The organism is Streptomyces sp. NPDC031426, from assembly GCF_055581585.1.
In genome coordinates, this window is the sequence record NZ_JBVIJE010000003.1 from 506,586 (window position 1) to 532,740 (window position 26,155).

Sequence of the window (26,155 nt, forward strand, 5' to 3'; positions counted from 1 at the left end):
ATCAGCCGGCCGAGAAGACCCCGATGCCGTTCGCGACCGCACGCTCGGCGCCACCGCTCGGATGGTTGCGGACCGTCACGACGCTCGCCCCGTCGTCGCGGGTGACCAGCTCCGTCGAGCCGCCGCCGTCGAGGTTGAACGCGGCGGACGCGCCCAGCGAGCGCATGGTGTCGGCCTCCTCCGCGACCGTCATACCGGTCCGGTACTCGGCGGCTCCGTCGAGCGCCAGGATCAGCAGTTGCCGTCCGCCGCCCTTGAAGCCCACGACCGTGCGCACCGCCGAGGTGCGGTCGTCCAGGCCGGACAGCGCCTGGCCGTGCTCAAGGACCGGGAAGCCGCCGATCGCGAAGGCGTACGGCACCCCGGACGAGGCCGCCACCAGCCGGTGCGTCACGCTCACCGCATCCCCGACGGAGAGCTTGCGCAGCCGCTGCGCACCCTCCTCGCGGCCCAACAGGACAGTGGTGCCCGCCGGGATCGGGCCGCTGCCCGGGATGTCGGAGGCGGAGACCACCCGGCCGCCCCGCACCCTCACCTCGTAGGTGTCCTTGCTGCATGGCGCCGACCGCTGGGCGTCGGTGCCGCACACGGCGCGCATCCGGGAGACGCTGCCCCAGCGTGCGGTGAAGGCGCCGACGGAGTTCTCCGGGAGCGCGTACTGGTTGAGGCCCTTCAGCGGGATCGTGCCGGCCGGTGTGTGCACGCTGCCGGAGAGGGAGAGGCGGTCCAGCCGGGCCCGCCGGTCGGTGCCCACACCGAAGACGTCCCGCGTGCTGGTGTCCGGCGGCAGCGCGGGCCCGAAGCGCTGGCCGTTCGGCACCGCCGCCTTGAGCACGTGCCCGTCCGCGATCGCCGGTCCCACGCTCGCGCCGGTGGCCGCCACGCCCGGATGCTGGGTCTCCGTGATGTCGAAGAAGTCACCGTTGACCCCCGCGACCGCCCCGGCCGAGTCCGCCATCCGGGAGACGGTGGCCCGGGCCGCCACCGCGCCCGGGTACAGCAGGTCCACGCGGACATGCGGATCGGCAAGGTCGACCGTGAGCAGATGGGCGTGTGCCGGGCCCGCGGCCGCCTTGACGTCGAACTGCCGGTAGGTGATGCCGGGCGCGATCCGCTTGCCGTCCGGGACGGCGCCGGCCGGTGCCGCTCCCGCCAGGGCCGCACCGGCCAGTACACCGAACGCCGTGACAACCGTGAGAACCGTTCTGCCCGCTGCCGAACGCCTGTGACGTCTGATCACCATGCCCCCTGATGTCTCGTCAACTGCCCCTGCCGTACGGGTTGTCGTACGGGTCGTACGGGGCAGTGGACCAGAGGGCGGCGAGCGGCGGGCCGACTAGGCGTCGACTACGCGAGAACGAGTGAGAAAACGCACCCCCTCGGGTGCCTCCAGCGAGAAACCGCTGCCCCGTCCGGGTACCACGTCCACGATCAGCCGGGTGTGGCTCCAGGCCTGGTACTGGCTCCGGGACATCCAGAAGGTGACGGGCTCGGCCACACCGTCCACCGTCAGCTCCGCCAGCAGCACGTCCGAGCCGCCGGTGCGGAACTCGCCGTCCGGGTAGCACATGGGCGCGCTGCCGTCGCAGCAGCCGCCGGACTGGTGGAACATCAGCGGACCGTGCTCGGCGTGCAGCCGCCGCACCAGGTCCGCGGCCTCGGGAGTGAGTTCGACGCGCGGGGCTTCCTCAGCCATGGGTCACCCTCCTGAAGGGCCGGTGCGCGGGAGGTCGGACCCGGCCCAGTCTCACGGATCGTCACTGGGCCGTCCAGAACGCCTCGTCGGCCCGGCCGACCGGGGTCAGCGATGGCTGAGCACGTTCACCACCCGGCCGCCCGGATCCCGCACGAAGAACCGTCGTACGCCCCACTCCTCGTCCGTCAGCGGGTGCACGATCTCCGCGCCGCGGTCCCGCATCGCGGCGTACGCCGCGTCGACGTCCTCGACCTCGATGCTCAGGTCCGGGGCGACGGGCGCGGTGCGGTCCTCGGTCATCAGGCTGAGCTGCACGGCAGGGTTCTCCGCGGAGGCCAACGTCGTGATCCAGCCGTGGTTCATGACCTCCTGCAACCCCAGCGCCCCATAGAACTCGGCGCTCTGCGGCAGCGCGGCCGACTGGAGGACGGGCACGACGCGGCGTACAGGCATCTCGCGGCTCCACTGGTCGGGGCAGGTACGGGGAGAAGTCCGCGCTGATGGTGTACGACAGCGGCCCCGAGGCGATGAGGGCGACACCGGCCGACAGGGTCGCCCACAGGGCGGTGCCGGTCAGCGGCCGGTCCGGGACCTAACCGAAGTCGGTGTGCCGCACCACCACGAAGCCGACCACGGCGAAGACGGCGGTCGGGGCGAGGGCGATCGGCACATGGAGCCGGATGATCGCGGCATGGCCCCAGACGCTGATGGCAAGGGTGATCGCCGCGATCAGCACCACGACGACGGCCTTCACCGCGGTGTTCACCGGCAGACCGGTCCGGGCGACCAGCGAGAAGACCGCCGTCGCCGCCGCGGCCGGGTTCAGCGAGAAGTAGCTGACGGAGATCATCCAGCCGGTGACCGCGTTGTTGACCCGGTTGCCGCGGTTGCCGCGTACGCCGTACATGGAACCCCGCTTGGGCCGCGGGGGAGGAGGGCCGGGCGGGCAGGCTCGCCATCGGTCACCGGGCCGACCTGACGGTGCTGGCCGACGACCCGCTGAAGGTGGCCGACACCGACCCGGGTCACGTACCGGGGGGCGGTGGGCTGAGCGCCACAGCGTGGCACTCTCAACGGCTGCCGCGGCTGCCGCGGCTGTCGCGGCGGGCGCGGCGGGCCTCGAACAGGAGGGGCAGCATCGACAGGGCGACGACCACGGCGACCAGCGGCAGCAGATAGTCCTCGAGATGCGGGACCGACGTACCGAGGCTGTAACCGGCGACGACGAGCAGTTGCGACCACAGCACCCCGCCCACGGTCTGCCAGAGCGTGAAGGTCCGAACGGGCACCCCGAGGACACCGGCCACGGGGTGCAGCACCGTCCGCAGCAACGGCACGAACCGGCCGATGACCAGCGCCTTCCCGTGGCCGTAGCGGGCCAGCAGCTCCTCGGCCCGGGCGGCCGCCGCCTTCACCCGGCTGCTGGAGGTGCGGGCCAGCAGCGCCCGCCCGCCGTGCCGCCCGATCAGATACCCGACCTGCCCGCCCACCACCGCCCCGACCGCCGCGCACAGCAGCACCTGCCACAACGCCAGCCGGGGCGGCTGCTGCGCACTTCCGGCGCACAGCACACCGGCCGGGAACAGCAGGGTGTCACCGGGCAGGAAGAAGCCGACGACCAGCAGACCGGACTCCGCGAAGATCACCACCAGGACGCCGATCGCGCCGAAGGCGGCCAGCACCGAGGCGCTGTTCAGCGGATTGACGGCTATCACCTGGCCGCGCCTCCCGGCCTGCTCGCAGGGCTCCTCGCTCCTAAGCATCGCCCGGCCACCGCGAAAGCGCCCGCCCCGGCGCCGCACCCGGGCGTCCTGCACGTGGGTGCGGCAGTTATCGAGTCACGATGTCTGGGTGGAAGCGGAATGTATCGATATCGTCGCCGCGTACACTGACGTCGTGCCGAAGCTGTGGAACGAGACGATCGAAGAGCATCGCCGCGCCGTCCGGGAAGCGGTGCTGGAGACCACGGCCGCACTCGTGGCCGAGCAGGGTCTGCGCGGGGTGACGATGTCCCGGATCGCCGAGCAGAGCGGCATCGGCCGGGCCACGCTGTACAAGTACTTCCCGGACGTCGAGTCGATCATGATGGCCTGGCACGAGCGCCAGATCGCCGGGCACCTCGATCAACTCGCTGAACTGCGTGACCGCGCCGGCACGCCTGGCGAACGGCTCGCCGCGGTCCTGGAGGCCTACGCGCTCATTCAGCAACAGCGGCACGGCCACGGAGCGGAGTTCTCTGCGCTCCTGCACCGAGGCGACCATGTGGCACATGCCGAGCAGCATCTCCGTCGCTTCGTACGGGGCCTGTTGGCCGAGGCGGCGGAAGCGGGCGAGGTTCGGGGCGACGTCAGTACGGACGAGCTGGCCGGCTTCTGTCTGCACGCCCTCGCAGGGGCCGGTGACCTGCCGTCCAGGGCCGCGGTGCGGCGGCTCGTGGCCGTCACCCTGGCGGGCCTGCGGCCGTAGGCCGACCGGCGCGGGGGGACTGCCAGGGCCTGCCTGTCCGGCTTCCAGGCTGTGGCGCCGTGCGGAACACACTCACTGACCGGGGCGGCGCCTTCATCGATGGGGACGGGCGGCCGCCACGTGAACCGCCGTGGACGTCACGTGTGTCGATCCCGGGACGAACCGAGCCGAGGCATGCGGTGGGTCAGGAAGGACCTGCTCCGCCGGACGCCCGCGCGCCCCAGGACGACGTGGCCGCCTATGAAAATGACCTTCAGCGCGATGAGGGCCAGGACGCCGCCCGCGGCCCAGCCCGTCCACGACGGGGCGGTCAGCGCGACCCCGGCCACGCCGAGGTGCAGGGCGATGACGAGTGCGCCGACCGCCAGGAGGCCGGCCACCCGGGCGGGCCCACGAAGCCGCCGCTTCCCGTCCTCGGCCGGCCGGGCCGCACCGGACGCCTCATCGGTGGCGGGCGCCGGGGGAGCCGACGCGCGCTGCCAGGTGACCGTCAGACCGTCGCGCCGGCCGATCTTTTCGAGGCGCATGGTGATCCCGGTCAGGAGTCGTCGCAGGGCCGGCTCGTCGGCGGCCTCGACGCGCAGTGTCAGCGCGTCGGGTCCTGCTTCCAGATGCCACGCGCCCTCGCCGAAGCGCACGGTTCCGTGGATGCCGGACCACTCGACGTGGCGAACGTCCGGCATCCGGCCGCCGCCATGCCCGGCCGGTGACTGATGCCGCATCCGGCGCATCATGGCGGTGTGGCGGCAGAGTTGGACGAGGTACCGGCTCGCGCGGTCCGTCGCGATCCGGGCTTCGGCGGTCGGCATGGGATTCCCTTCTCGGACACCCTGCGGATGTCAGATCCTGGTGAGGGCGGCCAGCCAGGCCCGAACGCCCGTGGGATCGGTGGTGATGTCGATCGTGGCCGGTTCGATCGAGTCGACCCGCCAACCCTGGGCGAACGTGGAGGTGATCTCGTCCCTCGACACCCGCCGCGGCCCTTGGTCGCCGGGCTGCCGGTCGCTGAAGCAGAGCATGAAGTAGCGGCCACCCGGCCGTACCGCGGTGCCCAGGCTGCCGGCGAAGGCGGTCCGGTCCTCGTCGTCGAAGATGTGGAACAGTCCGCAGTCGAGCACGGTGTCGAACAACTCCCCGAGATCGCTCAGCCTGCGGGCGTCGTGGTGGAGGAAGCGGGCGGCGAGGCCCCGTCGGCGCGCCTTGTCCTCCGCGGCCCGAAGGGCCCGGGACGCGAGATCGACGCCGGTGGCGTCCAGACCCCGGGCGGCGCACATGAGTACGTGCTCCCCGGTTCCGCAGCCGACGTCCAGCACCCGGCCCCGGATCGCCCCGGCGTCGGCGAGTGCGAGGAACGCGGGCTGAGGCCGGCCGATGTCCCACGGTGGTGTGCTGGCGTACATGTCGTCGGGACGCGCCCATGGCGTGCCGGAACCGGCATGGGAGTACGGGCTGGACACGTGGCTGTCCTCCGTCGCGGTTGATGGTCCGGAGCGTGTTCCGGTCTCTGCGGAGCAAGCTTTATCGAGACACACTGTCTACGTCAAGCCGGTGTGTCGCGAAAAAGGTACCCGTGGAGCGGATGAACCCAAGGGACGGAAAAGCCGTCAATAGACACGTCGGCAATCCCCTGATCCAGTGAAAGGCTTCCCGTGCCCTGGTACCGAAGACGACGGCCGCGCATCCTCATCGCTCTCGTGACGGCCGTGACCGTCGTCGTGATCGTCGCGGTGACGATCGCCCTGACGGTCACGACGTACGACCACACGTCGCCGCGCGCCGCCCGGGACAAGGCATCGGGAACGGTGGCTGCCGGAGCGGTCGACTGCCGCAAGGCGAAGTGCGTGGCACTCACCTTCGACGGCGGCCCCAGTCCGACGACGCCCGGGCTGCTGGACATCCTGAAACGCGAGCATCTGCACGCGACGTTCTTCGTGCAGGGCGAGGGGCACATCGGGAAGTACCCCGAGATCCTCCGTCGCATCTCGGACGAGGGGCATGAAATCGGCAACCACACCTGGAACCACAAGATCCTGACGCAGATCGACACGGCCGATGCCCGTCAGGAACTGACCCGCACGCAGGACGCCATCGAGAAGATCACCGGCACCAGGCCCGTCCTGATGCGTCCGCCGCAGGGCCGCACCAACCGTGACGTGGCCAAGATCTGCAAGGAGTTGGGCCTGGCACAGGTGCTGTGGAGCGTCACGGCCAAGGACTACGAGACGACCGACTCGGCCCTGATCACCAGGCGGGTGCTCGACCAGACTCACCGCGACGGCATCATCCTGCTGCACGACCTGCACAAGGGCACCGTGCCCGCCGTCCCGGGGATCCTCAAGGCGCTCGAACAGCGCGGCTACACGATTGTCACGGTGTCGCAGCTCCTCGCCCCGGCCAAGGCCCAGCCGGGGATGGTCTACCGGCCCTAGTCAGGCTCGGAAGCCGGCACAGTGCGGTCGTCGGTTCGCGTTCCGCCTCACAAGGAGCTCTGATAATTCACCCGAACGACCCTGAAAGCTGCCATACCGTGTCGAACTGCATACGATCTTTCGCATGCCGCAGGAATCGGCCGGCCGCCCGGAGAGGCGTACGCCGGCCCTTGCTCTCCTCGTGGGCCTGGCGCTGATGCTCATGGCCCACGTCGTCGCCTGCGCCCTGCACCATGCCGACGCCCACTCGCACACCGTGGCGGAGAGCATGGTGATGACGAGTGCGGCGCCGAGCGTCGGCGCCCCGCCGCTCGGATCCGACGCCGCGGCCTGTTCCGCGGACCACGACGCCGGTGACCACCCCGGCCACGGCACCGCGTGCTGCGACCCGGCCGACCGGCCGGCCGACCTGCGGGGATCCTCGGCGACCCTGATCCTGGCGATGCTGTTGCTCGTCCTCACCCGGACCAGCCGCACGGGCGACCTGCTGCTGCCCGGCGCACCGCCGGGAGGGTCGGGCCCGGAACCCCCGCCGGACTCCGGCGGACCGCATCTGCTGCGCCTCGTCTGCGTCAGCCGTACCTGACAGAGCTGCCCCGGCCGTGCCCCGAGGGTGATCCCCGGAAGGGTCGCGCCGCCGGGCTCTGCGCATGCTCCGTACGGCACACACGACGGCCCATGGCAACCACGGGCCGCAGAAGGACGACTTCATGAGCACAGCTCTGCGCGGCATCTCCTCGCGCGACATCAGCTCCTTCCTCGCAGCGCACGAACTCCCCGAACCGGCCGGAGCCCCGCGCCGGTCGCCGGCCGGCATGGTCGGCAACACCCCGGTCCTGTGGGTGGGCGAGCCCTTCAATCCGCCCGGGCGTGGCTTCTGGGCCAAGCTGGAGAGCGCCAACCCCGGCGGCCTCAAGGACCGCGCGGCCCTCAACATGGTCGCTGCCGCCCGCAAGCGCGGCGATCTCGCAGCAGGCGCACCCGTGATCGAGTCCACCAGCGGCACGCTCGGCCTCGGCCTCGCCCTGGCCGGCATCACCTACGGCCACCCGGTCACCCTCGTCACCGACCCCGGCATGGAGCCGCTCATGGTGCACCAGCTGGGCGCACTCGGGGCGCATGTCGAGGCGGTCACCGAGCCGCACCCGGTGGGCGGCTGGCAGGAGGCGCGCCGGCAGCGGGTACGCGCGCTGCTCGCGCGCACCCCTGCGGCCTGGTGCCCCGACCAGTACAACAACCCGGACAACGTTGCCGCGTACGCCGCCCTCGCCCTCGAACTGATCGTCCAGCTCGGCCGGGTCGACGTGCTGGTGGCCGCAGTCGGCACCGGCGGCCACTCGGCGGGCATCGCCCGTACGCTGCGGACGTTCAACCCGCAGCTGAGGCTCGTCGGCGTCGACTCGGTGCACTCCACCGTCTTCGGCCAGCCCGCCGGCCCGCGCCTGATGCGCGGCCTGGGCAGCAGCATCCATCCCGGGAACGTCGACCACGCGGCCTTCGACGAGGCGCACTGGGTGAGCCCTGGCGAGGCAGTGTGGACCTGCCGCCGGTTGGCCCGCGGCCACTACGCCAGCGGCGGCTGGAGTGTGGGAGCGGTCGCCCTCGTGGCGAACTGGATCGCCCGTACACAGCCGGAGCACACCCGCATCGTGGCGATCTTCCCCGACGGCGTGCACCGCTACTGGAACACCGTCTACAGCGACGAGTACTGCCGCGCCCATGACCTGCTGGGCAGCCGGCCGGCGGCCGACCCGGACGAGATCGCGCACAGCGGTGAACGGGTGGTCGAGCGGTGGACCCGGTGCACGAACGTCACAGTGCCAGAGGGGGTTGTTCGATGAGGCTCCTCGTCACGCAGTTCCGCTCCTTCAACGGGTGCGTCCGGCTGCTGATGGTCCAGCAGTTCACCATCAACACCGGCTTCTACATGCTCATGCCCTACCTGGCCGTGCATCTGGCGGACGGACTGGGCATGGCCGCCTGGGCGGTCGGCCTGGTGCTGGGGGTGCGCAACTTCACCCAGCAGGGCATGTTCCTCGTCGGCGGCACACTCGCCGACCGACTCGGCTACAAGCCCACGATCATCGCCGGATGCCTGCTGCGCACCGCAGGCTTCGGCCTCCTCGGCTTCGTCGACGCCCTGCCCGCCCTCGTGGTGGCCTCGGCCGCGACCGGATTCGCGGGGGCGCTGTTCAACCCCGCCGTGCGGGCCTGTCTCGCCGAGGAAGCGGGGGAGCGGCGAGTGGAAGCGTTCGCTGCATTCAATGTCTTCTACCAGGCCGGCATGTTCGTCGGCCCCCTTGTCGGGCTGGCGCTGCTGGCCACCGACTTCCGGCTGGTCTGCTCGGTGGCGGCAGCGTTGTTCCTCGCCCTGACGGTCGTCCAGCTGCGCTTCCTGCCCGGCCATGAGGCCACCGCGTCGGACGAACGGGGCGGAGTGCTCGCCGACTGGCGCACCGTCGTCCGCAACCGTCCCTTCCTGCTGTTCTCGCTCGCCATGATCGGCTCCTACGTACTGTCCTTCCAGGTCTATCTGGCGCTGCCGCTCCAGGCCCATCGGGTGGCGCCGGGTAGCGGCGACGCGGTGACGACGGCACTGTTCGCGGTATCCGCCGCCGTGGCCGTGGTCGGACAGCTGAGGATCACCGCATGGGCCCGGGGCCGCCGGTGCCCGCAGCGTGCGATCGTCTACGGCATCGCTCTCATGGGTGCTGCCTTCTTGCCGCTGGCGCTGACGGACCTGGTGGTCGGCAGCAGGTCCGGCCTCCTGGACTGGACCCTGGCACTGCTGCCGCTGTTCACCGCGGTGACTCTGCTCGGGCTGGGCACGGCCGCGGCGTACCCGTTCGAGATGGACACCGTCGTCTCGCTCGCCGGCGGCCGGCTCGTCGCCACGCACTACGGGCTCTACAACACCGTCTCCGGGCTCGGCATCACCGTGGGGAACCTGACCACGGGCGCGGTGTGGGACGCCGCCCATCGCCTCGGTCACCCGGAGTTGACGTGGTGGGTGCTGGCGTCGACGGGTGCGCTCTGTGCCGGCTGTGTCGCGCTCCTCGCACGATCCGGCCGCCTGAATCCCCGGCCGGAGCCAGAACCGTTGGCGGTGGCCTCGTGACAGGGGGCACAGGCAACGGGAGCCGGGCCGGCACGTGCTTCCGGAGCGGTGAGCTCCGGGAGTTCCGCGCCGAGGAGTTCGAAGTCGATGACGACCGAGGCCAGGGCTCCTGACGCGGGCGCGATGACCAACCGAGCGGCGGGGAACGGCAGGCCCGCTCGGCGGGCCATGTCGCCGACGGACCAGGGACTTCGGCCTGTCGTTGACCTCGACGGAGCCGTCGCCGAAGTGCCGGCGCTTCCCCAGTCGCGCGGCGCTTGTCAGGCGCTCCGTCGCGAGGAGGTGGAGCAGCTGTGCGCGAGTGTGGACACCCTGCTCGCGCGGATGCGCCCCGACCTCGCGCTGCGGCGGTGGATGGACTGCTTCGCCGACCACGTCGAGGCCACGGGCGAGAGGGGCGATGCACTGCGGGCGCTGATCGACGCCGACGTGCTGACGGTGGTGAGGTCGCGCGAGCGGCTCGCAGGGGAGCACGAGGCGTAGCCGGCCTGCGTGCGAGGTCCGGCGCAGGCGCGGCCACGTACTCGGCATGTGGGCTGCCTGCCGACAAGATCGGGTTACGAACTCCGGCGAGGTCAGAGGAAGTCGGCGAGCCCGTCGAGGAGTCGGGCCACGTCGTCGGTGGTGTTGTAGGGGGCGAGGCCCGCGCGCAGGGCGGGGGCTTCGAGCTTGAGCGCGGTGAAGGGTTCGTAGGCGTAGAACGACCCTGCCGGTGCCACCACGTCGCGTGCGGCCAGATGTGCCTGGGCCTCGCGGGCGTCGCGGCCTTCGATGGACATCAGGAGCGTCGCGGTGCGGTCGGCGGCCTTCGAGTGCACGCTGATGGCGTCGCCCAGGGACTCCAGACCCTCCTGCAGCCGTGCGCGCAGCGTCAGTTCGTGCTCGTGCAGGGACTCGAAAGAGCGGGTGAGGCGCTCCCTGCGCGAGATCCCCGTGCCCGGGTCCAGCTCGGCGAGGAAGTCGACGGCGGCGGTGGCGCCCGCCAGGATCTCGTAGGGCAGTGTGCCGAACTCGAAACGTTCGGGCACCGTGTCGGGGGACGGCAGGAGCTTGTCCGGGCGCAGGGTTTCGAGGAACCCGGGTGCCGCCGCGAGCACCCCGCAGTGCGGTCCGAGGAACTTGTACGGCGAGCAGACGAACACGTCGACCCCGAGCGCGGGCACGTCCACAAGGTGGTGCGCGGCGTAGTGCACGCCGTCCACGTACACCAGGGCGCCGACTTCATGGGCACGGTCGGCGATCCGGCGGACGGGCGGCTTGGTGCCCAGCACGTTCGAGGCCGCGGTGACCGCGACCAGCCGGGTCCGGGGTGTCAGGACCCGCTCGTACGAGTCGAGGTCGAGCTCCGTGGTCTCCGGGGCGATCTCGATCCAGCGGACCGTCACTCCGGCGCGCTCGGCGGCCTGGATCCAGGGGCGGACGTTGGCGTCGTGGTCGAGGCGGCTGAGGACGATCTCGTCGCCCGCGTTCCAGGTCTTGGCCAGGTGCCGGGAGAAGTCGTACGTCAGTTGCGTGGCGCTGCGGCCGTGGACGATGCCGTTCGCGGGCACGTTCAGCAGATCGGCATAGGCGGCGCGGAAGTCCGCGACGGCGCGCTCGGCGTTGAGCTCGGACGGGCTGACGGTTCCCCGGTTGGACAGGGGGCCGGTCAGCGTCGCGGCGATGGCGTCGGCAACGGGGCGGGGGGTCTGCGTTCCGCCCGGACCGTCGAAGAAGGCGAGCCCGGTGGCGAGGGAGGGGAAGTGGGCCCGCAGGGCGGTGAGGTCGATGGCCATTCTCTCTGGTTTCTGTCGGGCGGAGTGCCTGGCGTCGAGGTGCCTCTACTCTGGCGGCGCTCCCGGGACACGTAAAGCGATGGATCCCGAAGCGAGAGTTCATGAAACATCGAAGTCCCGGCCGGACCTGAAGCTCCTGGCCACCTTCCTGGCCGTCGTACGGTGAGGCTCGATGGCAGAGGCCGCGGCCGGGCTCGGCTGCGTGCCCTCGGCGGTGTCCCCCTCGCCCAGGCGACCGAGACGCTCTCCGACGCGACTGCGCGCTTCCAGCACGCCGCCCACGGCATCGCGAATCGCGAGATAGACCCAGGTCCCCCGGATCCGGGTATCGGTCAGTCGCGGTCAGGGTGACCGCCTCATGACTCGCCTCGATACGCAGGCCAGCAAGCACCGGCATGCCGGGCTCGCGTGCGGGCGCGGTCAGGACCTGCTCGACCGCATCCGCCAGCACGGGACCCTTCCGCGCCGTGATCGGAAGACCCGGCACGTTGCCGAGCGCGGACTTGATGACAGCAGCCTTCTGCTGTGCCGCCGCCGCGTCTCCCACGACCTTCGACACATGCTCATCGAGCAGCCGGGACACCTCGGCAGCCCCGGAACCCAGTACCGCCTCGACACCAGCGCGGGGCATGGCAATCTCACGCAACTGGCGCAGCACGGTCGCCCGCGCCAGCTGGTCAGCGCTGTAGTAGCGGTAACCCGAGATCGTGTCGACTTCGGCAGGGGGCAGCAGCCCGGAGTCGGCGTAGAACCGCAACGCGCTGGAGGTCAGACCACCGCGCTGGGCAAAGACCCCGATCGGCATCAGCTCAGAATTTGGCACCTCGCCATCGTTGAGCTTCAACCAAATCGAAGATCTGCACCCGCAGCAGGGGCCTGCTGCCCCGCCCGGCGCCCCGCTCGTAAGGGCCGATGCGTGGCTCGACAGCTCGCCCGTGGGGTGGGGCCGTTCTTCAAGGGGAACGGTTGTTCCAGGTCGACCCGCTGCCAGCACCCGTACACAGGGGCGATCGGTATCAGCGGCGCGAGGTTATGCCATGTGTTAGTCTCACGCGTTTGCGTGGTCGTCGCGGTGGGCGATTCTGCCTGTTCCGTTCGGCTTGTGCGTGGGCTGTTCAAACCTGCCGGGCCTTCCTCGGTACGTCCCCCTGCGGAAGGTTGTTCATGAAGCATCCCAAGGACTCCGGCATCGCTCACGGCAGTCCCGCCCTGCCCGAGGCAACGACCCCGGCGCTGCTCCCGGCCGTCACCTTCGCCGGTCTGGAACTGCCGACGGAGGTGCTGCGGACACTGAGCGAACTCGGGGTGCGCGAACCCTTTCCGATACAGGCCGCCACACTGCCCGATGCCCTGAAGGGGCGCGACATCCTGGGACGCGGGCGCACCGGATCAGGCAAGACGCTCGCCTTCGGCCTGCCGCTGCTGACATGTACAGCCGGGCGGCGCGCCGAACCGAAGCAACCCCTCGCTCTGATCCTTGTGCCCACCCGGGAGCTGGCCCAACAGGTCACCCAGGCGCTGGCGCCGTACGCCGAGGCACTGCGGCTGCGGATCGCCACGGTCGTCGGCGGAACGTCGATCGGGCGGCAGATCGCCGCGCTGCGCCAGGGAGTCGAGGCGGTCGTCGCCACCCCCGGACGCCTGCACGACCTGATCGAGCGCAACGCCTGTCGCCTGGGACGGGTGAGAATCACCGTGCTGGACGAGGCCGACCAGATGTGCGACTTGGGATTCCTGCCGCAGGTTGCCGACGTGCTCGACCAGGTGCACCCCGACGGTCAGCGGATGCTCTTCTCGGCCACTCTCGATCGCGACGTCGATCAACTGGTCCGCCGCTACCTCCACGACCCCGTCGTCCACTCGGTCGACCCGGCCGCGGGCACGGTCACGACGATGCAGCACCACCTTCTGGTCGTCCACGGCCCTGACCGCTACGCCGTCACCACGGAAATCGCCGCCCGCGACGGCCGCGTACTGCTGTTCCTCGACACCAAGCACGCCGTCGACCAGCTCACCCGGCATCTGCGGGCCAGCGGGGTGCACGCCGGGGCCCTGCACAGCGGCAAGTCCCAGCCACAGCGCACACGGACCCTGGCGCAGTTCAAGAACAGCCAGATCACCGTTCTGGTGGCGACCAATGTCGCGGCCCGTGGCCTGCACGTCGACGACCTCGATCTCGTGGTCAACGTCGACCCGCCCACCGACGCCAAGGACTATGTGCACCGGGCGGGCCGCACCGCCCGCGCCGGTGAGTCCGGCAGCGTGGTCACGCTCGTGCTGGCGGGCCAGCGCCGCGAGACGAGCCGCATGATGGCCGGGGCCGGCATCGAGCCGACCGTCACCAAGGTGCGCTCGGGCGAGGCGGAGCTGAGCCGGATCACCGGCGCCAAGACTCCCTCCGGGATCCCGCTCGACGGCGGGCCCGCCGTCCCCCGACCCAAGAACACCAACGCTCCCTTCCGCGGCCTCGGCACCAGCAAGGGCACCTCCCGCGGCGCCGGCGGCAAGTCCCCAAAGGCCGGCGAGGCCCGCAAGCTCGCCGAGGCCCGCAAGCTCGCCGAGGCCCGCAGGGCCGCCCTCGTGCGTCGCAACGGCTGAGAGCCGTTGCCCTGGCAGCCTGGCCACGGGATCGGCAACCCTCGGCCCGGCCCGAAGCCGTCCTGTGCGCCTCACCTACGAAGTCAACGCCTTTGGCCGCGAGAGGGATACCCGCCGAAACGGAGCAGGATGACGTTGCCGGCGCCTCGCACTGCGCCCAGCATGAAAAGCTGTGCTTGCCCACCCCCGATCCCAGGAGGTCACCATGACCGCAGAGCCCCTATCTACGGAAGGTTCGGAGCCGGCTGCCCCCGAGACGTCCCCTCTGGAGCCGGACAGCGACGGCAACTACGACCTCAAGCGCAAGTTCCGCGAAGCCCTGGCGCGCAAGCGCGGTGCGCAGGCGGACGCCGCTGATACTGTCGCCAAGTCCGATGCGTCGAAGTTGCGTTCGGCGCATGGCCCGGCTGCGAGCCAGCGGTCGTTCAGGCGCAAGAGCGGCGGCTGAGTCGATGAGTCCCGCGATCTAACCGCTTCACCGGCACTCGCGCTATCCACTCGCGCGTCCCGTGCAGTGGCCCGCGACGTGCGCATGCCCGTGCGCGCGTTGCGGGCGGGGCGTAGCCGGCGGACTCGCCTGGGGGAATGGCCCAGATGCGGTTGGCTCGGGTCGGTGGCGCCGCCGAACTGGAGTTCCGGGATGAGAGCACTGCCTTGTCCGGGGGTGCGCGGCCGGTGTTGCGCGCCTTGCGTGCCCCTGTACCGCTGTGAAAATCGACTGCGGTTCTCCGGGGTGACGGTAGGCATCCGCGTGGCCAGGACATTCGTACCCCGTCCTGCTGCGGCTGATCGACGAACAGCCGGTCGCGTTCCCGGCAGCGGTCGCGCTCACCCGGACCGAGGCGCCGGCCTGCCGGCGTCCCGTTGAGACCGGCTCACCGGTTGTCATGGTGCATCGGGTCGGGACTCGTAGAGCAGGCTGTGAAAACGGCCGTTCTCCTCGCATGCCGTGGGGTCGCCCCCCAGCGCTCGTACGGCCGCGATGGCATAGCGCCGTTCCCGCTCGTCGGTGAAGAGGCGCTGTGGATACGTGCGGGAGGCATCGACCTTGGTGTTCAAACCGTGTACGGCCAATGCGCGGGCGATGCGCTGGTACGACACCGTCCGCAGCACGAACGCGTCGACCCATACCGGTCTGCGAGCGCCGTTCAGCAGTGCCGTGAACGTTCGGGCGGTGACGTAGCTGCCGCCGCCTGTCAGTGTGATGAGACCGACCTCGGCGAGCGCGCTGCTCAGCCCCGGGCTAGATAAGCCCTGTTCCAGATCGTCGGTGAAACCGGCGTCCGGCAGACCCACCTCGAGCGCGTACTGCACGGCGGGGGCCGAGACGTCCAGGCCGAACACCGGCACCGCGTCCGGTCGGCGCCGCGCGGCGTAGAAAGCCTTGTCCGATGCCCTGAGTTCCGCCATCGACATCGTCCGGCTACCGGGGCAGGCGTACCGCTCATGCATCTCTGCCAGTGTCACGTCGTGGTTGAGCAGCGCGGCATTGATCCCGTAGGAGCAGCACACGTCCAGTACCGCCGGCCGGTGGGTGCGGCCCTCGTCGAGCGCGGCCCGCTCGGTGGCAGCCTGTCGGAAGACCGGCTGGGCATGGTGCGGGATCTCGTACTCCAGCGGCGCCAGCCGCCTGAAGTACGCGCGAGGGTCCGGCCCGCTGTAGATGTCGTCGAACCGTGACATGCCGCCCCGCCACGCCCCCGGTACCGCCAGAGCCGGTTCCCTCCATGCCGCACTCCGCCTCTCACGACGAATCAGTGCTTTCATCCTGTCTCGCCTCCTCCGCCCGAGATGTCTGCCACACCGGGGCACCCCCTGTCTGCGGGCGGTCGTACCCGGCTCACCGCGGGGCGGGCTCGCTCGACTGTCCGATGCTTGTTTCGCTGTCCGACGGACCAGAGCGGCAGCGAGCCCTCGGCCCGGGAGGCGCCGGCAGGCACGCCATGGGCACGGGCATCGAAGCCGGGGACACGGTCAGGCGAGCCCTACCGGCCTTGCGAAGGGGGATCGGATCCCGGGCCCGTGGCTGTCGCGGTCCCGGCCCGGACAGGAAGACGCAGTGCCATCAGCCAGCCGACCACGGCCAGCACGGCCATGCCGGCGGCCGACACGGTCAGCGCCCGCTCCCTGGCACGTGCGTTGATCCGTACGAGCGCGTCGGCCGCGGGACCCGTGATGCCCCGTGACGTCGCCTTCGCCCGCAAGGCGTCGTCGGACACGGCGGTGATCTGGACCTGGTGCTCCACGGCCCGCGTCACCAGCTCCTTCTCGGCGGTGGGAAGAGCCCTGCTGTCGTTCACCCCGGCCTCGAACGCGTACAGCAGCGATGTGGCCATGAAGGCACCGGCGAGGGCGACTCCGAAGGAACTTCCCAGATAGCCGGCCGTGTAGGAGAGCCCTGTCACGTCGCTCACCTCGTCGCGGTCAGGTGCTGACTGGACGAGGTCGGTGAGCGTCGTGGCCAGACCTCGGCCGAGGCCGATCAGGAGGATGCCCGGCGCGAGTGCCAGGCCCACCGCGGCCAGTCCCTGTGCACGCGGACTGAACAGAACGGCGACAGCGGCGCAACCGACGCCCATGCAGACGAACGCCCCCATCGCAGCGGCGCGGTGGGTCATCCTCCCCTGCCCGATCCGCCGGGCGGCGGGCGGGGCGGCCGCCATCAGCCCCAACGAGATCGGGAGCAGCACGACTCCGCAGTGCAGCGCGCCGAATCCGAAGGCCGTCTGCAGGAAGACCGGCACCAGGAAGAGCATGCCGTTGGGCACCAAGATCAGCATCAGCTGCGTCGAGATCCCGGTACGGACGGTGAGGTTGTGCAGCACCGTCACGTGGACCAGCGGATCCCTTCCGCTCTTGACGAGATGCAGCTCCCATCCGGCGAAGGCGGCCAGGACCACCACCCCCGTACCCGACAGGACGGGAACGGGTGACAGACCGCCGCGCTCCAACAGTGCGTGGCCGAGTACCACGAAATCCTGCCGAGCCCTGAGCAGGCCGTACCGCCCCGCGGACAGGGCCGCGACGACGAGCAGGACGAGTCCTGTCGTGGACAGCAGCACCCCGGGGGCATCGAAGCGCCGTACTGAGCGTCCTGGGAACGGCCCGGCATCGACCGTATACCGTATGAGCCACGTCACGGCCAGAGTGATCGCGGCGCCCAAGAGGAACGACACGCGCCAGGTCAGGTAATTGGTGATCAGGCCGCCCAGAACGGGACCCGCTGCCGCACCGATCCCGGACGTCATGGCCAGGGTCGACAGCACCTTGGTGCGTACGGCCCCGGTGAAGGTCGCGGTGAGCATCGCCATCAGCGACGGAAGCATCAGCGCGACCCCGAGTCCCTGGAGTACGGACCAGCCGAGCAGCAAGAACGCCAGGCTCGGAGTGAGCGTGCTGATCAGCGCCCCCAGAGCGAAGATGCCGCCGCCGGTGACGAAGGCCCGCCGGTACCCGTGGCGTCCGCCCAGCTTGCTGCCGCTGATCAAGAACGCGGCGACCACCAGGGCGTACAGCGAAATCGCCGACTGCACGCCGGTCAGCGAGGTGTGCAGACCCCTGACGAGCGCCGACAGGGCCACGTTCATGGCGGTGGCGGTGTAGTTGATCAGCAGGTTCTCGGCGGCGAGGAGGAAGAACAGCGTCTTGGCGGCCGACGACGTAATCCCTTCGAACGGTTTCCTGATCCGTCGCGCCCTGTTTCGCCCATGCACGAATGCGTCCTGCCGTTCGATCGGCCCGCTCCGGACGGGCCCGTTGCTGCCAGGACCGGCCTCTGTTTCCGACTCTCCGGTTCAGAGTGCACGCCGTGCGCACCGCAGGGCTGCGTGACGCGCCTGTACAGACCCGAGCGAGCGGCATGGCCCGCCGGTCGGCCCCCGCCAGGGCTGTCGGGGTGCATCTTCCGACACGGCCACTCGCATGCGTCCCGACCCGTCCCGCCGCAGGCTGCGGCCTCCTTGCGGTGGCGACCTGCTCGTCCGTGCACAGCACACGAGGGTCCTGGGGCCCGCCTGGCCCCGCCAGCACTGTTCCGTCTGCTGCCACAGCAGGTGGAGAAGGACGACGAGGGCCAGTTCCTACGTCGCCTCCCACGGGGCCGCGCGGACAGGTCCGCGCGGAGTGCGGCCGAGTCCACGGCGCGCAACTCCCCGTGGGGGCCGCGACTGGTCCGGGACGGATTCACCTGGAGCCCGGACGGTGGCGTGGGGGCGCCGTGCTGATCACGGAGGGCAGCTCCCGTGTCGGATTGCCTGGAGCGCAACGATTGCCTCCAGGCAACCGACTTCAGGCTCTAGAAGAAGCCAAGCTTCTGAGGGCTGTAGGAACAAAGAATGTTCTTCGTCTGCTGGTAGTGCTCCAGCATCATCTTGTGCGTCTCCCGGCCGATCCCGGACTGCTTGTAGCCGCCGAACGCAGCGTGCGCGGGGTAGGCGTGGTAGCAGTTGGTCCACACCCGGCCCGCCTGGATCGCGCGCCCTGCGCGGTAGGCGGTGTTGGCGTCCCGGGTCCACACGCCCGCGCCGAGGCCGTACAGCGTGTCGTTGGCGGTCTTGATGGCGTCGTCGAAGTCGTCGAAGGAGGCCACCGAGACTACCGGGCCGAAGATCTCCTCCTGGAAGATCCGCATGCGGTTGTCGCCCTCGAAGATCGTCGGCTGGACGTAGTAGCCGCCCTTCAACTCGCCGTCGTACTCGATGCGCTCACCGCCGGTGAGGACCTTCGCGCCCTCCTGCCGGCCGATGTCCAGATAGGAGAGGATCTTCTCCAGCTGGTCGTTGGAGGCCTGGGCACCGATCATCGTGTCGGTGTCGAGCGGGTGGCCCGGCTTGATCTGCCGGGTGCGTTCGACCGCCGCCTGGAGGAACTCCGCGTAGTGACCGCGCTGGATCAGCGCCCGCGACGGGCAGGTGCAGACCTCGCCCTGGTTGAGCGCGAACATGGTGAAGCCTTCGAGCGCCTTGTCGCGGAAGTCGTCGTCGTGGGCCCACACGTCGTCGAAGAAGATGTTGGGCGACTTGCCGCCGAGCTCCAGGGTGACGGGCTTGATGTTCTCCGAGGCGTACTGCATGATCAGCCGCCCGGTCGTGGTCTCCCCGGTGAACGCCACCTTCGCCACGCGCGGGCTGGACGCCAGCGGTTTGCCCGCCTCCACCCCGAAGCCGTTGACGATGTTCAGCACGCCCGGCGGCAGCAGGTCCGCGATCAGGCTGACCCAGTAGTGGATCGAGGCCGGGGTCTGCTCGGCCGGCTTGAGGACGACCGCGTTGCCCGCGGCGAGCGCCGGCGCGAGTTTCCACGCCGCCATGAGAATCGGGAAGTTCCACGGGATGATCTGCGCGACGACCCCGAGCGGCTCATGGAAGTGGTACGCCACCGTGTCGTCGTCGATCTCGCCCAGCGACCCTTCCTGCGCCCGGATCGCGCCCGCGAAGTACCGGAAGTGGTCGATCGCCAGCGGGATGTCGGCCGCCAGTGTCTCGCGGACCGGCTTGCCGTTCTCCCAGCTCTCCGCCACCGCGAGGGCCTCGAGGTTCGCCGCCATGCGGTCGGCGATCTTCAGCAGGATGTCGCTGCGCTCCGCCACCGGCGTACGGCCCCACGCCGGCGCGGCCGCGTGCGCCGCGTCCAGCGCCCGCTCGACGTCCTCCGCGGTGCCGCGCGCGATCTCGGTGAACGGCTGTCCGTTGACCGGCGACGGATTCTCGAAGTACTGCCCGCGCAGCGGCGGCACGTATTCCCCGCCGATGAAGTGGTCGTAGCGCGCCTGGTAGGAGACGATCGCGCCCTCGGTGCCCGGCGCCGCGTAACGAGTCATGCTGGTCTGCCTCCCGGTGCAGCGCTGCCCGCCGTTGGGCAGCTCTCGGGCGCGAGGCTAGGCCGGCGGACGTTGCAACCACGTTGCGCCGCGGGCCTGCCCCCGCGGCCGGCCGGCCGGTGCCGTCAGCTCGGCCTCCAGCGCGGCGAGCCGCGACCGCACCGGCGCGCTGGGCCGCAGTGCGGCCAGCGCCCGCCACACCTCCAGGTCGTCCTCGCCCCAGGGCGCGTGCGCCCAGTCGGCCAGCAGGTCCGGGTCGCGGTGCGCGACGAGTGCCGTCCGCAGCTCGGCGGCGAGGCGGCTGCGCAGCCGTACGATCGCCGGCGCCTGCGAACCGGGCAGCAGCGGACCGGTGTACGCCTCCGCCGCCGCCGTGACCGCGCCCGCCCTGAGCCGCCGCTCCACCACGGTGACGTCCGACTCGACCGCGGCCGTCAGCCGGTACGGCCGCGAGGCGAGCAGGCCGGCACCCAACAGCCTGCGCAGCCGGGCCAGTTCGGCACGCAGGGTCACGGGCGTCACCGATTCGTCCGCGTACAGCGCGCACAGCAGCTCGTCACCGCTCAGCCCCTCGGGATGCCGGGCCAGCAGCACGAGGATCTCGCTGTGCCGACGGCTGAGCCGGATCCGGCTGCCGTCCAGCACGAACTCTGCCTCGTCCCGGCCCAGCGCGCCGAGCAACGGCGTGCCCACCGCGCTCCCCGGTGGTTCCAGTAGCGCGAGCTGCGCCTCCGCGGCCCGCGCCACCGCCTGCACGAACCCGAGGCTGTGCGGATGCGCCAGCCCGTCCCCGCCGGTGATGTCCACGGCGCCCAGGACCCGCCCGGTACGCGGATCGTGCACCGGTGCCGCCGCGCACGTCCACGGCTGGACGCGCCGTATGAAGTGCTCCGCGGCGAACACCTGCACCGGCCGGTCCACGGCGACCGCGGTCCCCGGCGCGTTGGTGCCGACCGCGCTCTCCGACCAGCGTGCCCCCGGCACGAAGTTCATGCCGTCCGCCCGGCGCCGGGTCGCCGGGTGCCCCTCGACCCACAGCAGCCTGCCGTGCGCGTCGCACACCGCCAGCAGATGCTCGCCGTCGGCGGCGAACGTGCCGAGCAGCTCCCGGAACAGCGGCATCACCCTCGCCAGCGGGTGCTCAGCCCGGTAGGCGCCGAGGTCGCCGTCGGTCAGCTCCACGCTGGCGGTGCCGTCCGGCCCGACACCGGCCCGAGCGCTGCGCCGCCACGACTCCGCCACCACCGACCGCACCGGACGCGGCACCGTGCCCGCCGTGGTGAACGTCTCGTGCGCCCGGCGCAGCACACGGACCCGCTCGGCGGGATCGGCCCCCGGCTCCAGGGCCACCCACGGATCGGTCAATTCGGCCTCCCCGGACGGTGAAACAGTGACATCGGTCCCGCGACCATCGTCTTCCGGCTAGGCGAAGTTGACCAGCCTCATGTAGCGCACCCAGTCCCAGTACGGCCCCGGATCGGTGTGGTCGGTGCCGGGCACCTGGTAGTGGCCGATGATGTGCTCCCTGTCCTTGGGGATGCCGTGCTTGTCGCAGATCGCCGCCGTGAGCCGCGCCGACTGCTCGTAGAGGGCGTTGGTGAAGTAGGCCGGCTGGTCCACCCAGCCTTCGTGCTCGATGCCGATGCTGCGGGTGTTGTAGTCCCAGTTGCCCGCGTGCCAGGCGATGTCGGCCTCGTGCACGCACTGGGCGACGTGCCCGTCCGCCGAGCGGACCAGATAGTGCGCGGACACGTTCTTCTGTGGGTTGGCGAAGATCGCCAGGGTGTTGGCGTACGTCTCCTGCGTGACATGGATGATCACGCGATCGATGGTGTAGCTGCCGGGGCGGTCGGACGCGGTGTAGTTGGAGGGGCTCGCCGACTGCCACTCGGCAGGCGGGTAGTCGACGGTCTCGGACTGCGCACCGGCGCGTGGGTCGGGGAGCAGCGCATAGGGGACGGCGGCGAGCGCCGCACCCTTCAGCAGCCGTCGTCTGCTCAGGCGGGGCTTGCCCTGGCTCGCCGGGTGCACCGGCTCTCTTCGCCGTGCAGGTCCGGCCGGGTCCATGTCCATGTCCATCGGCGGGTGCCTTTCGGGGTGTGGGGGGTTTCAGGAGTTGTGGGGGAGTGGGGGCGCCGCAAGCCGGTGGTGCGCCTTCGGGGACCTGGTCGCCGTCAGCCGCGCAGGGCCCGCGCGGTTTCTCGCAGGCGCGCGTGCACGCCCCGGTACGTCTCGCGGGCCGGCAGCCATTCCTTGCGGAGCTTGGCCACGCACGTGTAGTTCGTGTCGCACACGTTGGCCAACGGGGATTCGACCGCCTGGGTTGCGAATTGGTACGCGTCCGGCTCACTGAACCCGTAGTCGCGCGCCAGCCACTGCACCAGGTCCAGCTGCGATATCCGGAACGCGTCCTCCAGCGGCCGGGCTGAGCCGGTCGAGATGATGTGGGTGTCCGACTCCAGCCGGGGCCACGGCGTGGCGACATCCTTGAGAAGCTCGACGACCACCACGGTGTTCATCGCGCACTCCACGGCCACGCCGCAGGTCTCGCCCTCGCCCTGCCGGGCGTGCCCGTCGCCGAGGCTGAGCAGGGCACCCTCGACGTTGACGCCCAGATAGCAGGTGACGCCTGCCCGCATCTCGGGTGTGTCCATGTTCCCGCCGTGCGCGTCCGGCACCAGGGCCGAGCGCACCTCGAGATTGGCGGGGGCCACGCCCACCGTGCCGTGCATGGGGTCCATGGGCAGCGCCACCTCGATGTCGCTGTCCTGCGCCTGGAAGAGGGCGGTGCGCCGCGCCCGGTCCAGCTGCCAGATCCAGACGCGTTCCGGCAGCGGGGGCTGCAGGGTGGCCGTGGTGTGCGTGGAGGTGAGCGCGCCGAAGAGCGGGACCGTCGTCGACGCCGCCCAGTCACGGGCCGGTTCGATCGACACGAAGTGCACGGCCACCGTGTCACCGGGCTCGGCGCCCTCGATGTGGAAGGGGCCGGTCTGCGGATTCAGGAACGGGAACTCGCAGACCTCGGAGACGAGATCCTTCTCGGAGCGCACCCGGCCGGCGAAGCAGTCCTCCGTGTACAGGTCGAGAACCGTGCCGGGCGCGATCCGCGCCACGGGCGGTGCGCCGCCGAACGTCCAGGCGTAGTCGTCCGGTTCCGGGCGCACGGTGAGGATCCGGGGGTCGGTCATCGTCGAGGTGGTCCCTTCTGACGGGAGCGTTCGTGGGGAAGGGGGCTTGCGCAGGCCGGCGGGGTGGCTCTCCGTAGGGCACCGGCGGGTCAGCGGGGTACGGTCCCGTCCTGCCGGGGACCGGCCGTGTCGTACGTGTCGAGGTGCACCCGAGCGGTCTCGGCTATGCGCTCGGGGTGCCGGCGTATCAGCAGGAGCAGCACGACCACGCCGGCCACCATCCAGACGCCGACGATCGGGCCGGCGTAGGACACCGGGGCCGTAAGTTCGGTGACGAAGTCGAAGACCGGGAGGCCTGCGGCCGTCAGCAGCGCGGGGACGAAGGCCGCGATGCCGAGCACCGGGAACACCAGATGCCGTACCGGCCTGAGAGCGGCCCGGCCGGCCCGCAGAAAGTAGCCGGCGCAGGAGAGGTTCACGACGATGTAGACACCGACGACGACCGTGACGATCACCGTGGCGAGCAACAGGAACGCGGTCACGGGGTCGTAGCCGAAACCGAGTCCCAGGACCGCCCCGACCGCCACGAGGGTCTGCAGTGCGATCCCGGCCACGGGGGAGCGGTGCCGGGGGTGGAGCGTGGCGAGCAGACGGGGCAGGACCCGGCTACGGGCCAGGGCGAACGCCGTGCGGGTCGACACGTTGGCGCACGCGTTGGCGTTGGCGATCGTGGAGTTGATCACCGCCAGGAAGACCAGCACCCAGAAGAGGCCGAAGGAGGCCCGGGCGACGCCGTCCCAGGAGGCCGCGCCGGAGGCGCCGAACTTCGCGAAGCGGTCCGGGCCGAAGTAGACGGTCATCGCGTAGGTCGTGATCACATAGAACAGGCCGATGCCCAGGGCCGCTCCGAGGACCGCGCGGTGCATCGTCCGCCGGGAATCGCGTGTCTCCTCGGCGAGCGGCGCCGCCGCCTCGAACCCCGCGAACGCCAGCACCGTGTACACGGACCCGGCGAACACCCCACTGATCCCCGCGTAACCGTCGGCGGTGTGGGAAGTGCCGAACACCGACAGGGTGTTGGCGTCGCCCGCCCTGCCGATGAGCAGGGCCGCGAACACCAGAAAGACGAGGATCTCGAAGACGCCGAGGACGGTGCCGAAGCGGGCCGAGGCCCGGACGCCCAGGTAACCGGCGACGGCGATGATGCCGGCGCCCGCCAGGGACCACGGCCACCACAGGTCCGCCGGATACGAGGACCACTCCTCGTGCAGCGTGCCCGCCGCCGTGAAGCCCAGTTGGAGGAGCAGCAGCGGGGGGACCAGCATCTCCACGAAGACGTACCCCCAGCCGACGAGAAACCCGACCGCGGGGTGCAGCCCCCGCGCCGCATAGGTGGCCACCGAGCCCGCGGCCGGCAGCTCCCGGGCCAGCTCGGCCACGCACGACGCGGTGAACAGACAGGCCACCAGGGCGATCAGCACCGCCAGCGGCAGGCTGCCGCCCGCGAAGGCGGCACCGGCCGGGATCGACGCGGCCACCGCGGCTGCCGGCGCCATCGCCGTGACGCTCTGGAACAGCACCTCGCGCAGCCCGACGGCGTCACGCCGCAGCGCCCCGGTCCTCTCCTCGTGCATGTGTGTCCCCCGATGCCTGTCAGCCCACTGCCACCCGAACGCGCGTGAAATACCGTGAACCGTTCGGCCTGCCGACGACCTTGACGAGCCGTCGGCCGTGCCTCGCGTGAATCACGGTACGGCGCGGGCGGGTTGGGCAGAAGAGCGCACACCACATCCGTGGAGAGGCCTCCACTTGTGGAAAACCCGGCCACCCGAGCGGGTGAACACGGCAGCCGCGACGCCCCGATTCCCGGCAGCGTGGGAGCCCCCGGCGAGTCGGTCCGAGCCGTCAGGGACGCTCCGCCACCACTGCCGGATCGTCCAGCACAGCCCGGACGACCGAGTGCGCCGCCCCCAGCAGGGGGCCCTCCGGGCCCAGCCGGGAGACCGCCACCGGGCAGGGCGGGCCTGCCGTGCGGCTCGTCAGCTCCGTCTCCAGGGACGGCAGCAGCCAGGGGGAGAGGCCGGCCAGGGCACCGCCCAGGACCACTGTCTCGGGGTCGAGGAGGTTCACCGCCCCGGTGAGGGCGATACCGAGCGCCGTGCCGGCCTCCCGCAGGGCCGCCCGTACGCCGGCGTCGCCCTGCTCGGCGCGCCCCGCGAGCAGGCCCACCAGGTCCTCGCGCGGCTCCAGCCCCGCAGCGCGCCGCACCGCCTCCTCGCCCGCGTACTGCTCCAGGCAGCCCCGGCCGCCGCACGGACAGGGCGGCCCGTCCGGCCGCACCGGTACATGACCCAGCTCGCCCGCGAAGCCGCGGGTGCCGCGCAGCAGTCCGCCGTCCACGACGACCGCGGCGCCGATGCCGATCTCGGCCGACACGTGCAGGAAGTCACGCGGGGTGCCGTCGCCGAGCCACAACTCGGCGAGCGCACCGAAGTTGGCCTCGTTGTCCACGGCCAGCGGCCAGATCTCGGGCAGCAGGGCGCCGAGGTCGGCGTCGTGCCAGTCGAGGTTCGGGGCGCGTACGACCGTACGGCCGTCCCGTGCCACGAGTCCGGGGACGGCGACCGCGAGCCCGGCGGGCCAGAGCGCCTCCCGTTCCGCCTCGGCGACGACCCGGTGCACCAGCTCGGTCAGTTCCTCGACCACCGGTCCGGGCGCCCGGCCCCGGTTCGCGCCGTGCCGCAGGGCCCGCGCCCGGACCGCCCCGCGCAGATCGACCGCGCACACCGCGAGGTGATCGACGCCGATCTCCGCCCCGATCCCGGCCGGACCATGGCCGCTCACCGCGAGCGCCGACCCGGGCCGGCCCACCCGGCCCGGCCGCTCCGGACCCAGTTCCTCCAGCAGACCCCACCGGGTCAGCTCGTCCACCAGCGTCGACACGGCCGCCCGCGTCAGCCCGATGCGCGAGGCGACCGCGGCCCGCGACAGCGAACCCTCCGCACTGACGGCGTGCATCACCCGGGCCAGGTTGCGCCGGCGCATGCCCTGCTGGGTGTCCGGCAGGACGCGGCCGGCGCCCGGCGGACGGGCCTCGTGCAGGGGTGCGGTCATGCCTGAACTCAGT

Annotated in this window: 24 protein-coding genes and 1 pseudogene; 8 read left to right on the forward strand and 17 right to left on the reverse strand. The window is 71.1% G+C overall.

Features of this window, described 5'->3' with window-relative positions:
* Window position 1: 1 nt before the first annotated feature.
* The 5 genes from ACZ5NH_RS07870 to ACZ5NH_RS07890 all read right to left on the reverse strand — a co-directional run bounded on the left by ACZ5NH_RS07870 (window position 2) and on the right by ACZ5NH_RS07890 (window position 3,411).
* Window positions 2-1,243, reverse strand: coding sequence for a phosphodiester glycosidase family protein (locus tag ACZ5NH_RS07870; protein WP_468773427.1), 1,242 nt, complete (start codon window positions 1,241-1,243; stop codon window positions 2-4).
* A 93-nt stretch (window positions 1,244-1,336) separates the two neighbouring features.
* Window positions 1,337-1,696 carry a DUF779 domain-containing protein gene (locus tag ACZ5NH_RS07875; protein ID WP_451006265.1) on the reverse strand — a complete coding sequence of 120 codons (360 nt, stop codon included), beginning with the start codon at window positions 1,694-1,696 and terminating at the stop codon, window positions 1,337-1,339.
* A gap of 105 nt (window positions 1,697-1,801) precedes the next feature.
* Window positions 1,802-2,149: a VOC family protein gene (locus ACZ5NH_RS07880; RefSeq protein WP_468773428.1), complete on the reverse strand. Its 348-nt coding sequence runs from the start codon at window positions 2,147-2,149 to the stop codon at window positions 1,802-1,804.
* A gap of 139 nt (window positions 2,150-2,288) precedes the next feature.
* A complete protein-coding gene (locus ACZ5NH_RS07885) occupies window positions 2,289-2,603 on the reverse strand; it encodes a hypothetical protein (RefSeq protein WP_468773429.1) in 315 nt (104 codons plus the stop codon).
* A gap of 163 nt (window positions 2,604-2,766) precedes the next feature.
* Window positions 2,767-3,411, reverse strand: coding sequence for a DedA family protein (locus ACZ5NH_RS07890; protein WP_468773528.1), 645 nt, complete (start codon window positions 3,409-3,411; stop codon window positions 2,767-2,769).
* 181 nt (window positions 3,412-3,592) lie between these two features.
* Between ACZ5NH_RS07890 and ACZ5NH_RS07895 the strand changes: the two genes are divergently transcribed.
* Window positions 3,593-4,162, forward strand: a complete 570-nt coding sequence (locus ACZ5NH_RS07895; protein ID WP_388632857.1) for a TetR/AcrR family transcriptional regulator — start codon at window positions 3,593-3,595, stop codon at window positions 4,160-4,162.
* Between the two features lie 137 nt (window positions 4,163-4,299).
* On the opposite strand, the gene ACZ5NH_RS07900 is transcribed toward ACZ5NH_RS07895, so the two are convergent.
* Both ACZ5NH_RS07900 and ACZ5NH_RS07905 read right to left on the reverse strand, forming a co-directional pair.
* The gene (locus ACZ5NH_RS07900; protein WP_468773430.1) at window positions 4,300-4,971 is read right to left on the reverse strand and encodes a DUF2218 domain-containing protein; all 672 of its coding nucleotides are present in this window, start codon (window positions 4,969-4,971) and stop codon (window positions 4,300-4,302) included.
* Window positions 4,972-5,001: 30 nt separating this feature from the next.
* Complete coding sequence (locus tag ACZ5NH_RS07905; protein WP_468773431.1) at window positions 5,002-5,619, reverse strand: class I SAM-dependent methyltransferase; 618 nt, start codon at window positions 5,617-5,619, stop codon at window positions 5,002-5,004.
* Window positions 5,620-5,856: 237 nt separating this feature from the next.
* Here ACZ5NH_RS07905 and ACZ5NH_RS07910 point away from each other — a divergent pair, with 237 nt between their 5' ends.
* From ACZ5NH_RS07910 to ACZ5NH_RS07930, 5 genes are all read left to right on the forward strand, one after another.
* Window positions 5,857-6,591: a polysaccharide deacetylase family protein gene (locus ACZ5NH_RS07910; RefSeq protein WP_468773432.1), complete on the forward strand. Its 735-nt coding sequence runs from the start codon at window positions 5,857-5,859 to the stop codon at window positions 6,589-6,591.
* A 124-nt stretch (window positions 6,592-6,715) separates the two neighbouring features.
* Window positions 6,716-7,177, forward strand: a complete 462-nt coding sequence (locus tag ACZ5NH_RS07915; RefSeq protein ID WP_468773434.1) for a hypothetical protein — start codon at window positions 6,716-6,718, stop codon at window positions 7,175-7,177.
* Between the two features lie 124 nt (window positions 7,178-7,301).
* Window positions 7,302-8,432 (forward strand): PLP-dependent cysteine synthase family protein, encoded by a 1,131-nt coding sequence (locus ACZ5NH_RS07920; protein ID WP_388632874.1) that lies wholly within the window; start codon window positions 7,302-7,304, stop codon window positions 8,430-8,432.
* Window positions 8,429-9,709 carry an MDR family MFS transporter gene (locus ACZ5NH_RS07925; RefSeq protein ID WP_468773436.1) on the forward strand — a complete coding sequence of 427 codons (1,281 nt, stop codon included), beginning with the start codon at window positions 8,429-8,431 and terminating at the stop codon, window positions 9,707-9,709. Before ACZ5NH_RS07920 ends, ACZ5NH_RS07925 begins: the two co-directional genes overlap by 4 nt.
* Before the next feature lie 87 nt (window positions 9,710-9,796).
* On the forward strand, window positions 9,797-10,192 hold the full coding sequence (locus ACZ5NH_RS07930; RefSeq protein ID WP_468773438.1) for a hypothetical protein: 396 nt from the start codon (window positions 9,797-9,799) through the stop codon (window positions 10,190-10,192).
* Between the two features lie 92 nt (window positions 10,193-10,284).
* Here ACZ5NH_RS07930 and ACZ5NH_RS07935 read toward each other — a convergent pair whose 3' ends face one another.
* Window positions 10,285-11,484 carry a cysteine desulfurase-like protein gene (locus tag ACZ5NH_RS07935; protein WP_468773440.1) on the reverse strand — a complete coding sequence of 400 codons (1,200 nt, stop codon included), beginning with the start codon at window positions 11,482-11,484 and terminating at the stop codon, window positions 10,285-10,287.
* Window positions 11,485-11,809: 325 nt separating this feature from the next.
* A pseudogene (locus tag ACZ5NH_RS07940) lies at window positions 11,810-12,307 on the reverse strand (MerR family transcriptional regulator); the annotation flags it as partial.
* A gap of 341 nt (window positions 12,308-12,648) precedes the next feature.
* Between ACZ5NH_RS07940 and ACZ5NH_RS07945 the strand changes: the two are divergent.
* Window positions 12,649-14,082, forward strand: a complete 1,434-nt coding sequence (locus tag ACZ5NH_RS07945; protein ID WP_468773442.1) for a DEAD/DEAH box helicase — start codon at window positions 12,649-12,651, stop codon at window positions 14,080-14,082.
* A 205-nt stretch (window positions 14,083-14,287) separates the two neighbouring features.
* Complete coding sequence (locus tag ACZ5NH_RS07950) at window positions 14,288-14,530, forward strand: DUF5302 domain-containing protein (RefSeq protein WP_468773444.1); 243 nt, start codon at window positions 14,288-14,290, stop codon at window positions 14,528-14,530.
* Window positions 14,531-14,967: 437 nt separating this feature from the next.
* Here ACZ5NH_RS07950 and ACZ5NH_RS07955 read toward each other — a convergent pair whose 3' ends face one another.
* The 8 genes from ACZ5NH_RS07955 to ACZ5NH_RS07990 form a co-directional block, all read right to left on the reverse strand.
* Window positions 14,968-15,765: a hypothetical protein gene (locus ACZ5NH_RS07955; RefSeq protein WP_468773446.1), complete on the reverse strand. Its 798-nt coding sequence runs from the start codon at window positions 15,763-15,765 to the stop codon at window positions 14,968-14,970.
* A gap of 302 nt (window positions 15,766-16,067) precedes the next feature.
* Window positions 16,068-17,795, reverse strand: a complete 1,728-nt coding sequence (locus ACZ5NH_RS07960; RefSeq protein ID WP_468773448.1) for an MFS transporter — start codon at window positions 17,793-17,795, stop codon at window positions 16,068-16,070.
* A 581-nt stretch (window positions 17,796-18,376) separates the two neighbouring features.
* A complete protein-coding gene (gene adh / locus ACZ5NH_RS07965; protein ID WP_468773450.1) occupies window positions 18,377-19,900 on the reverse strand; it encodes an aldehyde dehydrogenase in 1,524 nt (507 codons plus the stop codon).
* Between the two features lie 57 nt (window positions 19,901-19,957).
* On the reverse strand, window positions 19,958-21,265 hold the full coding sequence (locus ACZ5NH_RS07970; protein ID WP_468773453.1) for a GAF domain-containing protein: 1,308 nt from the start codon (window positions 21,263-21,265) through the stop codon (window positions 19,958-19,960).
* A 57-nt stretch (window positions 21,266-21,322) separates the two neighbouring features.
* On the reverse strand, window positions 21,323-21,967 hold the full coding sequence (locus ACZ5NH_RS07975) for an N-acetylmuramoyl-L-alanine amidase (protein WP_468773530.1): 645 nt from the start codon (window positions 21,965-21,967) through the stop codon (window positions 21,323-21,325).
* 107 nt (window positions 21,968-22,074) lie between these two features.
* A complete protein-coding gene (locus tag ACZ5NH_RS07980) occupies window positions 22,075-23,088 on the reverse strand; it encodes an acetamidase/formamidase family protein (protein ID WP_468773455.1) in 1,014 nt (337 codons plus the stop codon).
* 89 nt (window positions 23,089-23,177) lie between these two features.
* Window positions 23,178-24,662 (reverse strand): APC family permease, encoded by a 1,485-nt coding sequence (locus ACZ5NH_RS07985; RefSeq protein WP_468773457.1) that lies wholly within the window; start codon window positions 24,660-24,662, stop codon window positions 23,178-23,180.
* 271 nt (window positions 24,663-24,933) lie between these two features.
* Window positions 24,934-26,142 (reverse strand): ROK family protein, encoded by a 1,209-nt coding sequence (locus tag ACZ5NH_RS07990; protein ID WP_468773459.1) that lies wholly within the window; start codon window positions 26,140-26,142, stop codon window positions 24,934-24,936.
* Window positions 26,143-26,155: the final 13 nt, after the last annotated feature.

Excerpts from the sequence above, each read along its gene's own strand:
- ACZ5NH_RS07870 (WP_468773427.1), bottom strand. The coding sequence starts at position 1,243 with ATGGTGATCAGACGTCACAGGCGTTCGGCAGCGGGCAGAACGGTTCTC.
- ACZ5NH_RS07875 (WP_451006265.1), bottom strand. The coding sequence starts at position 1,696 with ATGGCTGAGGAAGCCCCGCGCGTCGAACTCACTCCCGAGGCCGCGGAC.
- ACZ5NH_RS07880 (WP_468773428.1), bottom strand. The coding sequence starts at position 2,149 with ATGCCTGTACGCCGCGTCGTGCCCGTCCTCCAGTCGGCCGCGCTGCCG.
- ACZ5NH_RS07885 (WP_468773429.1), bottom strand. The coding sequence starts at position 2,603 with ATGTACGGCGTACGCGGCAACCGCGGCAACCGGGTCAACAACGCGGTC.
- ACZ5NH_RS07900 (WP_468773430.1), bottom strand. The coding sequence starts at position 4,971 with ATGCCGACCGCCGAAGCCCGGATCGCGACGGACCGCGCGAGCCGGTAC.
- ACZ5NH_RS07915 (WP_468773434.1), top strand. The coding sequence starts at position 6,716 with ATGCCGCAGGAATCGGCCGGCCGCCCGGAGAGGCGTACGCCGGCCCTT.
- ACZ5NH_RS07920 (WP_388632874.1), top strand. The coding sequence starts at position 7,302 with ATGAGCACAGCTCTGCGCGGCATCTCCTCGCGCGACATCAGCTCCTTC.
- ACZ5NH_RS07925 (WP_468773436.1), top strand. The coding sequence starts at position 8,429 with ATGAGGCTCCTCGTCACGCAGTTCCGCTCCTTCAACGGGTGCGTCCGG.
- ACZ5NH_RS07930 (WP_468773438.1), top strand. The coding sequence starts at position 9,797 with ATGACGACCGAGGCCAGGGCTCCTGACGCGGGCGCGATGACCAACCGA.
- ACZ5NH_RS07935 (WP_468773440.1), bottom strand. The coding sequence starts at position 11,484 with ATGGCCATCGACCTCACCGCCCTGCGGGCCCACTTCCCCTCCCTCGCC.
- ACZ5NH_RS07945 (WP_468773442.1), top strand. The coding sequence starts at position 12,649 with ATGAAGCATCCCAAGGACTCCGGCATCGCTCACGGCAGTCCCGCCCTG.
- ACZ5NH_RS07950 (WP_468773444.1), top strand. The coding sequence starts at position 14,288 with ATGACCGCAGAGCCCCTATCTACGGAAGGTTCGGAGCCGGCTGCCCCC.
- ACZ5NH_RS07955 (WP_468773446.1), bottom strand. The coding sequence starts at position 15,765 with ATGTCACGGTTCGACGACATCTACAGCGGGCCGGACCCTCGCGCGTAC.
- adh (WP_468773450.1), bottom strand. The coding sequence starts at position 19,900 with ATGACTCGTTACGCGGCGCCGGGCACCGAGGGCGCGATCGTCTCCTAC.
- ACZ5NH_RS07975 (WP_468773530.1), bottom strand. The coding sequence starts at position 21,967 with ATGGACCCGGCCGGACCTGCACGGCGAAGAGAGCCGGTGCACCCGGCG.
- ACZ5NH_RS07980 (WP_468773455.1), bottom strand. The coding sequence starts at position 23,088 with ATGACCGACCCCCGGATCCTCACCGTGCGCCCGGAACCGGACGACTAC.
- ACZ5NH_RS07985 (WP_468773457.1), bottom strand. The coding sequence starts at position 24,662 with ATGCACGAGGAGAGGACCGGGGCGCTGCGGCGTGACGCCGTCGGGCTG.
- ACZ5NH_RS07990 (WP_468773459.1), bottom strand. The coding sequence starts at position 26,142 with ATGACCGCACCCCTGCACGAGGCCCGTCCGCCGGGCGCCGGCCGCGTC.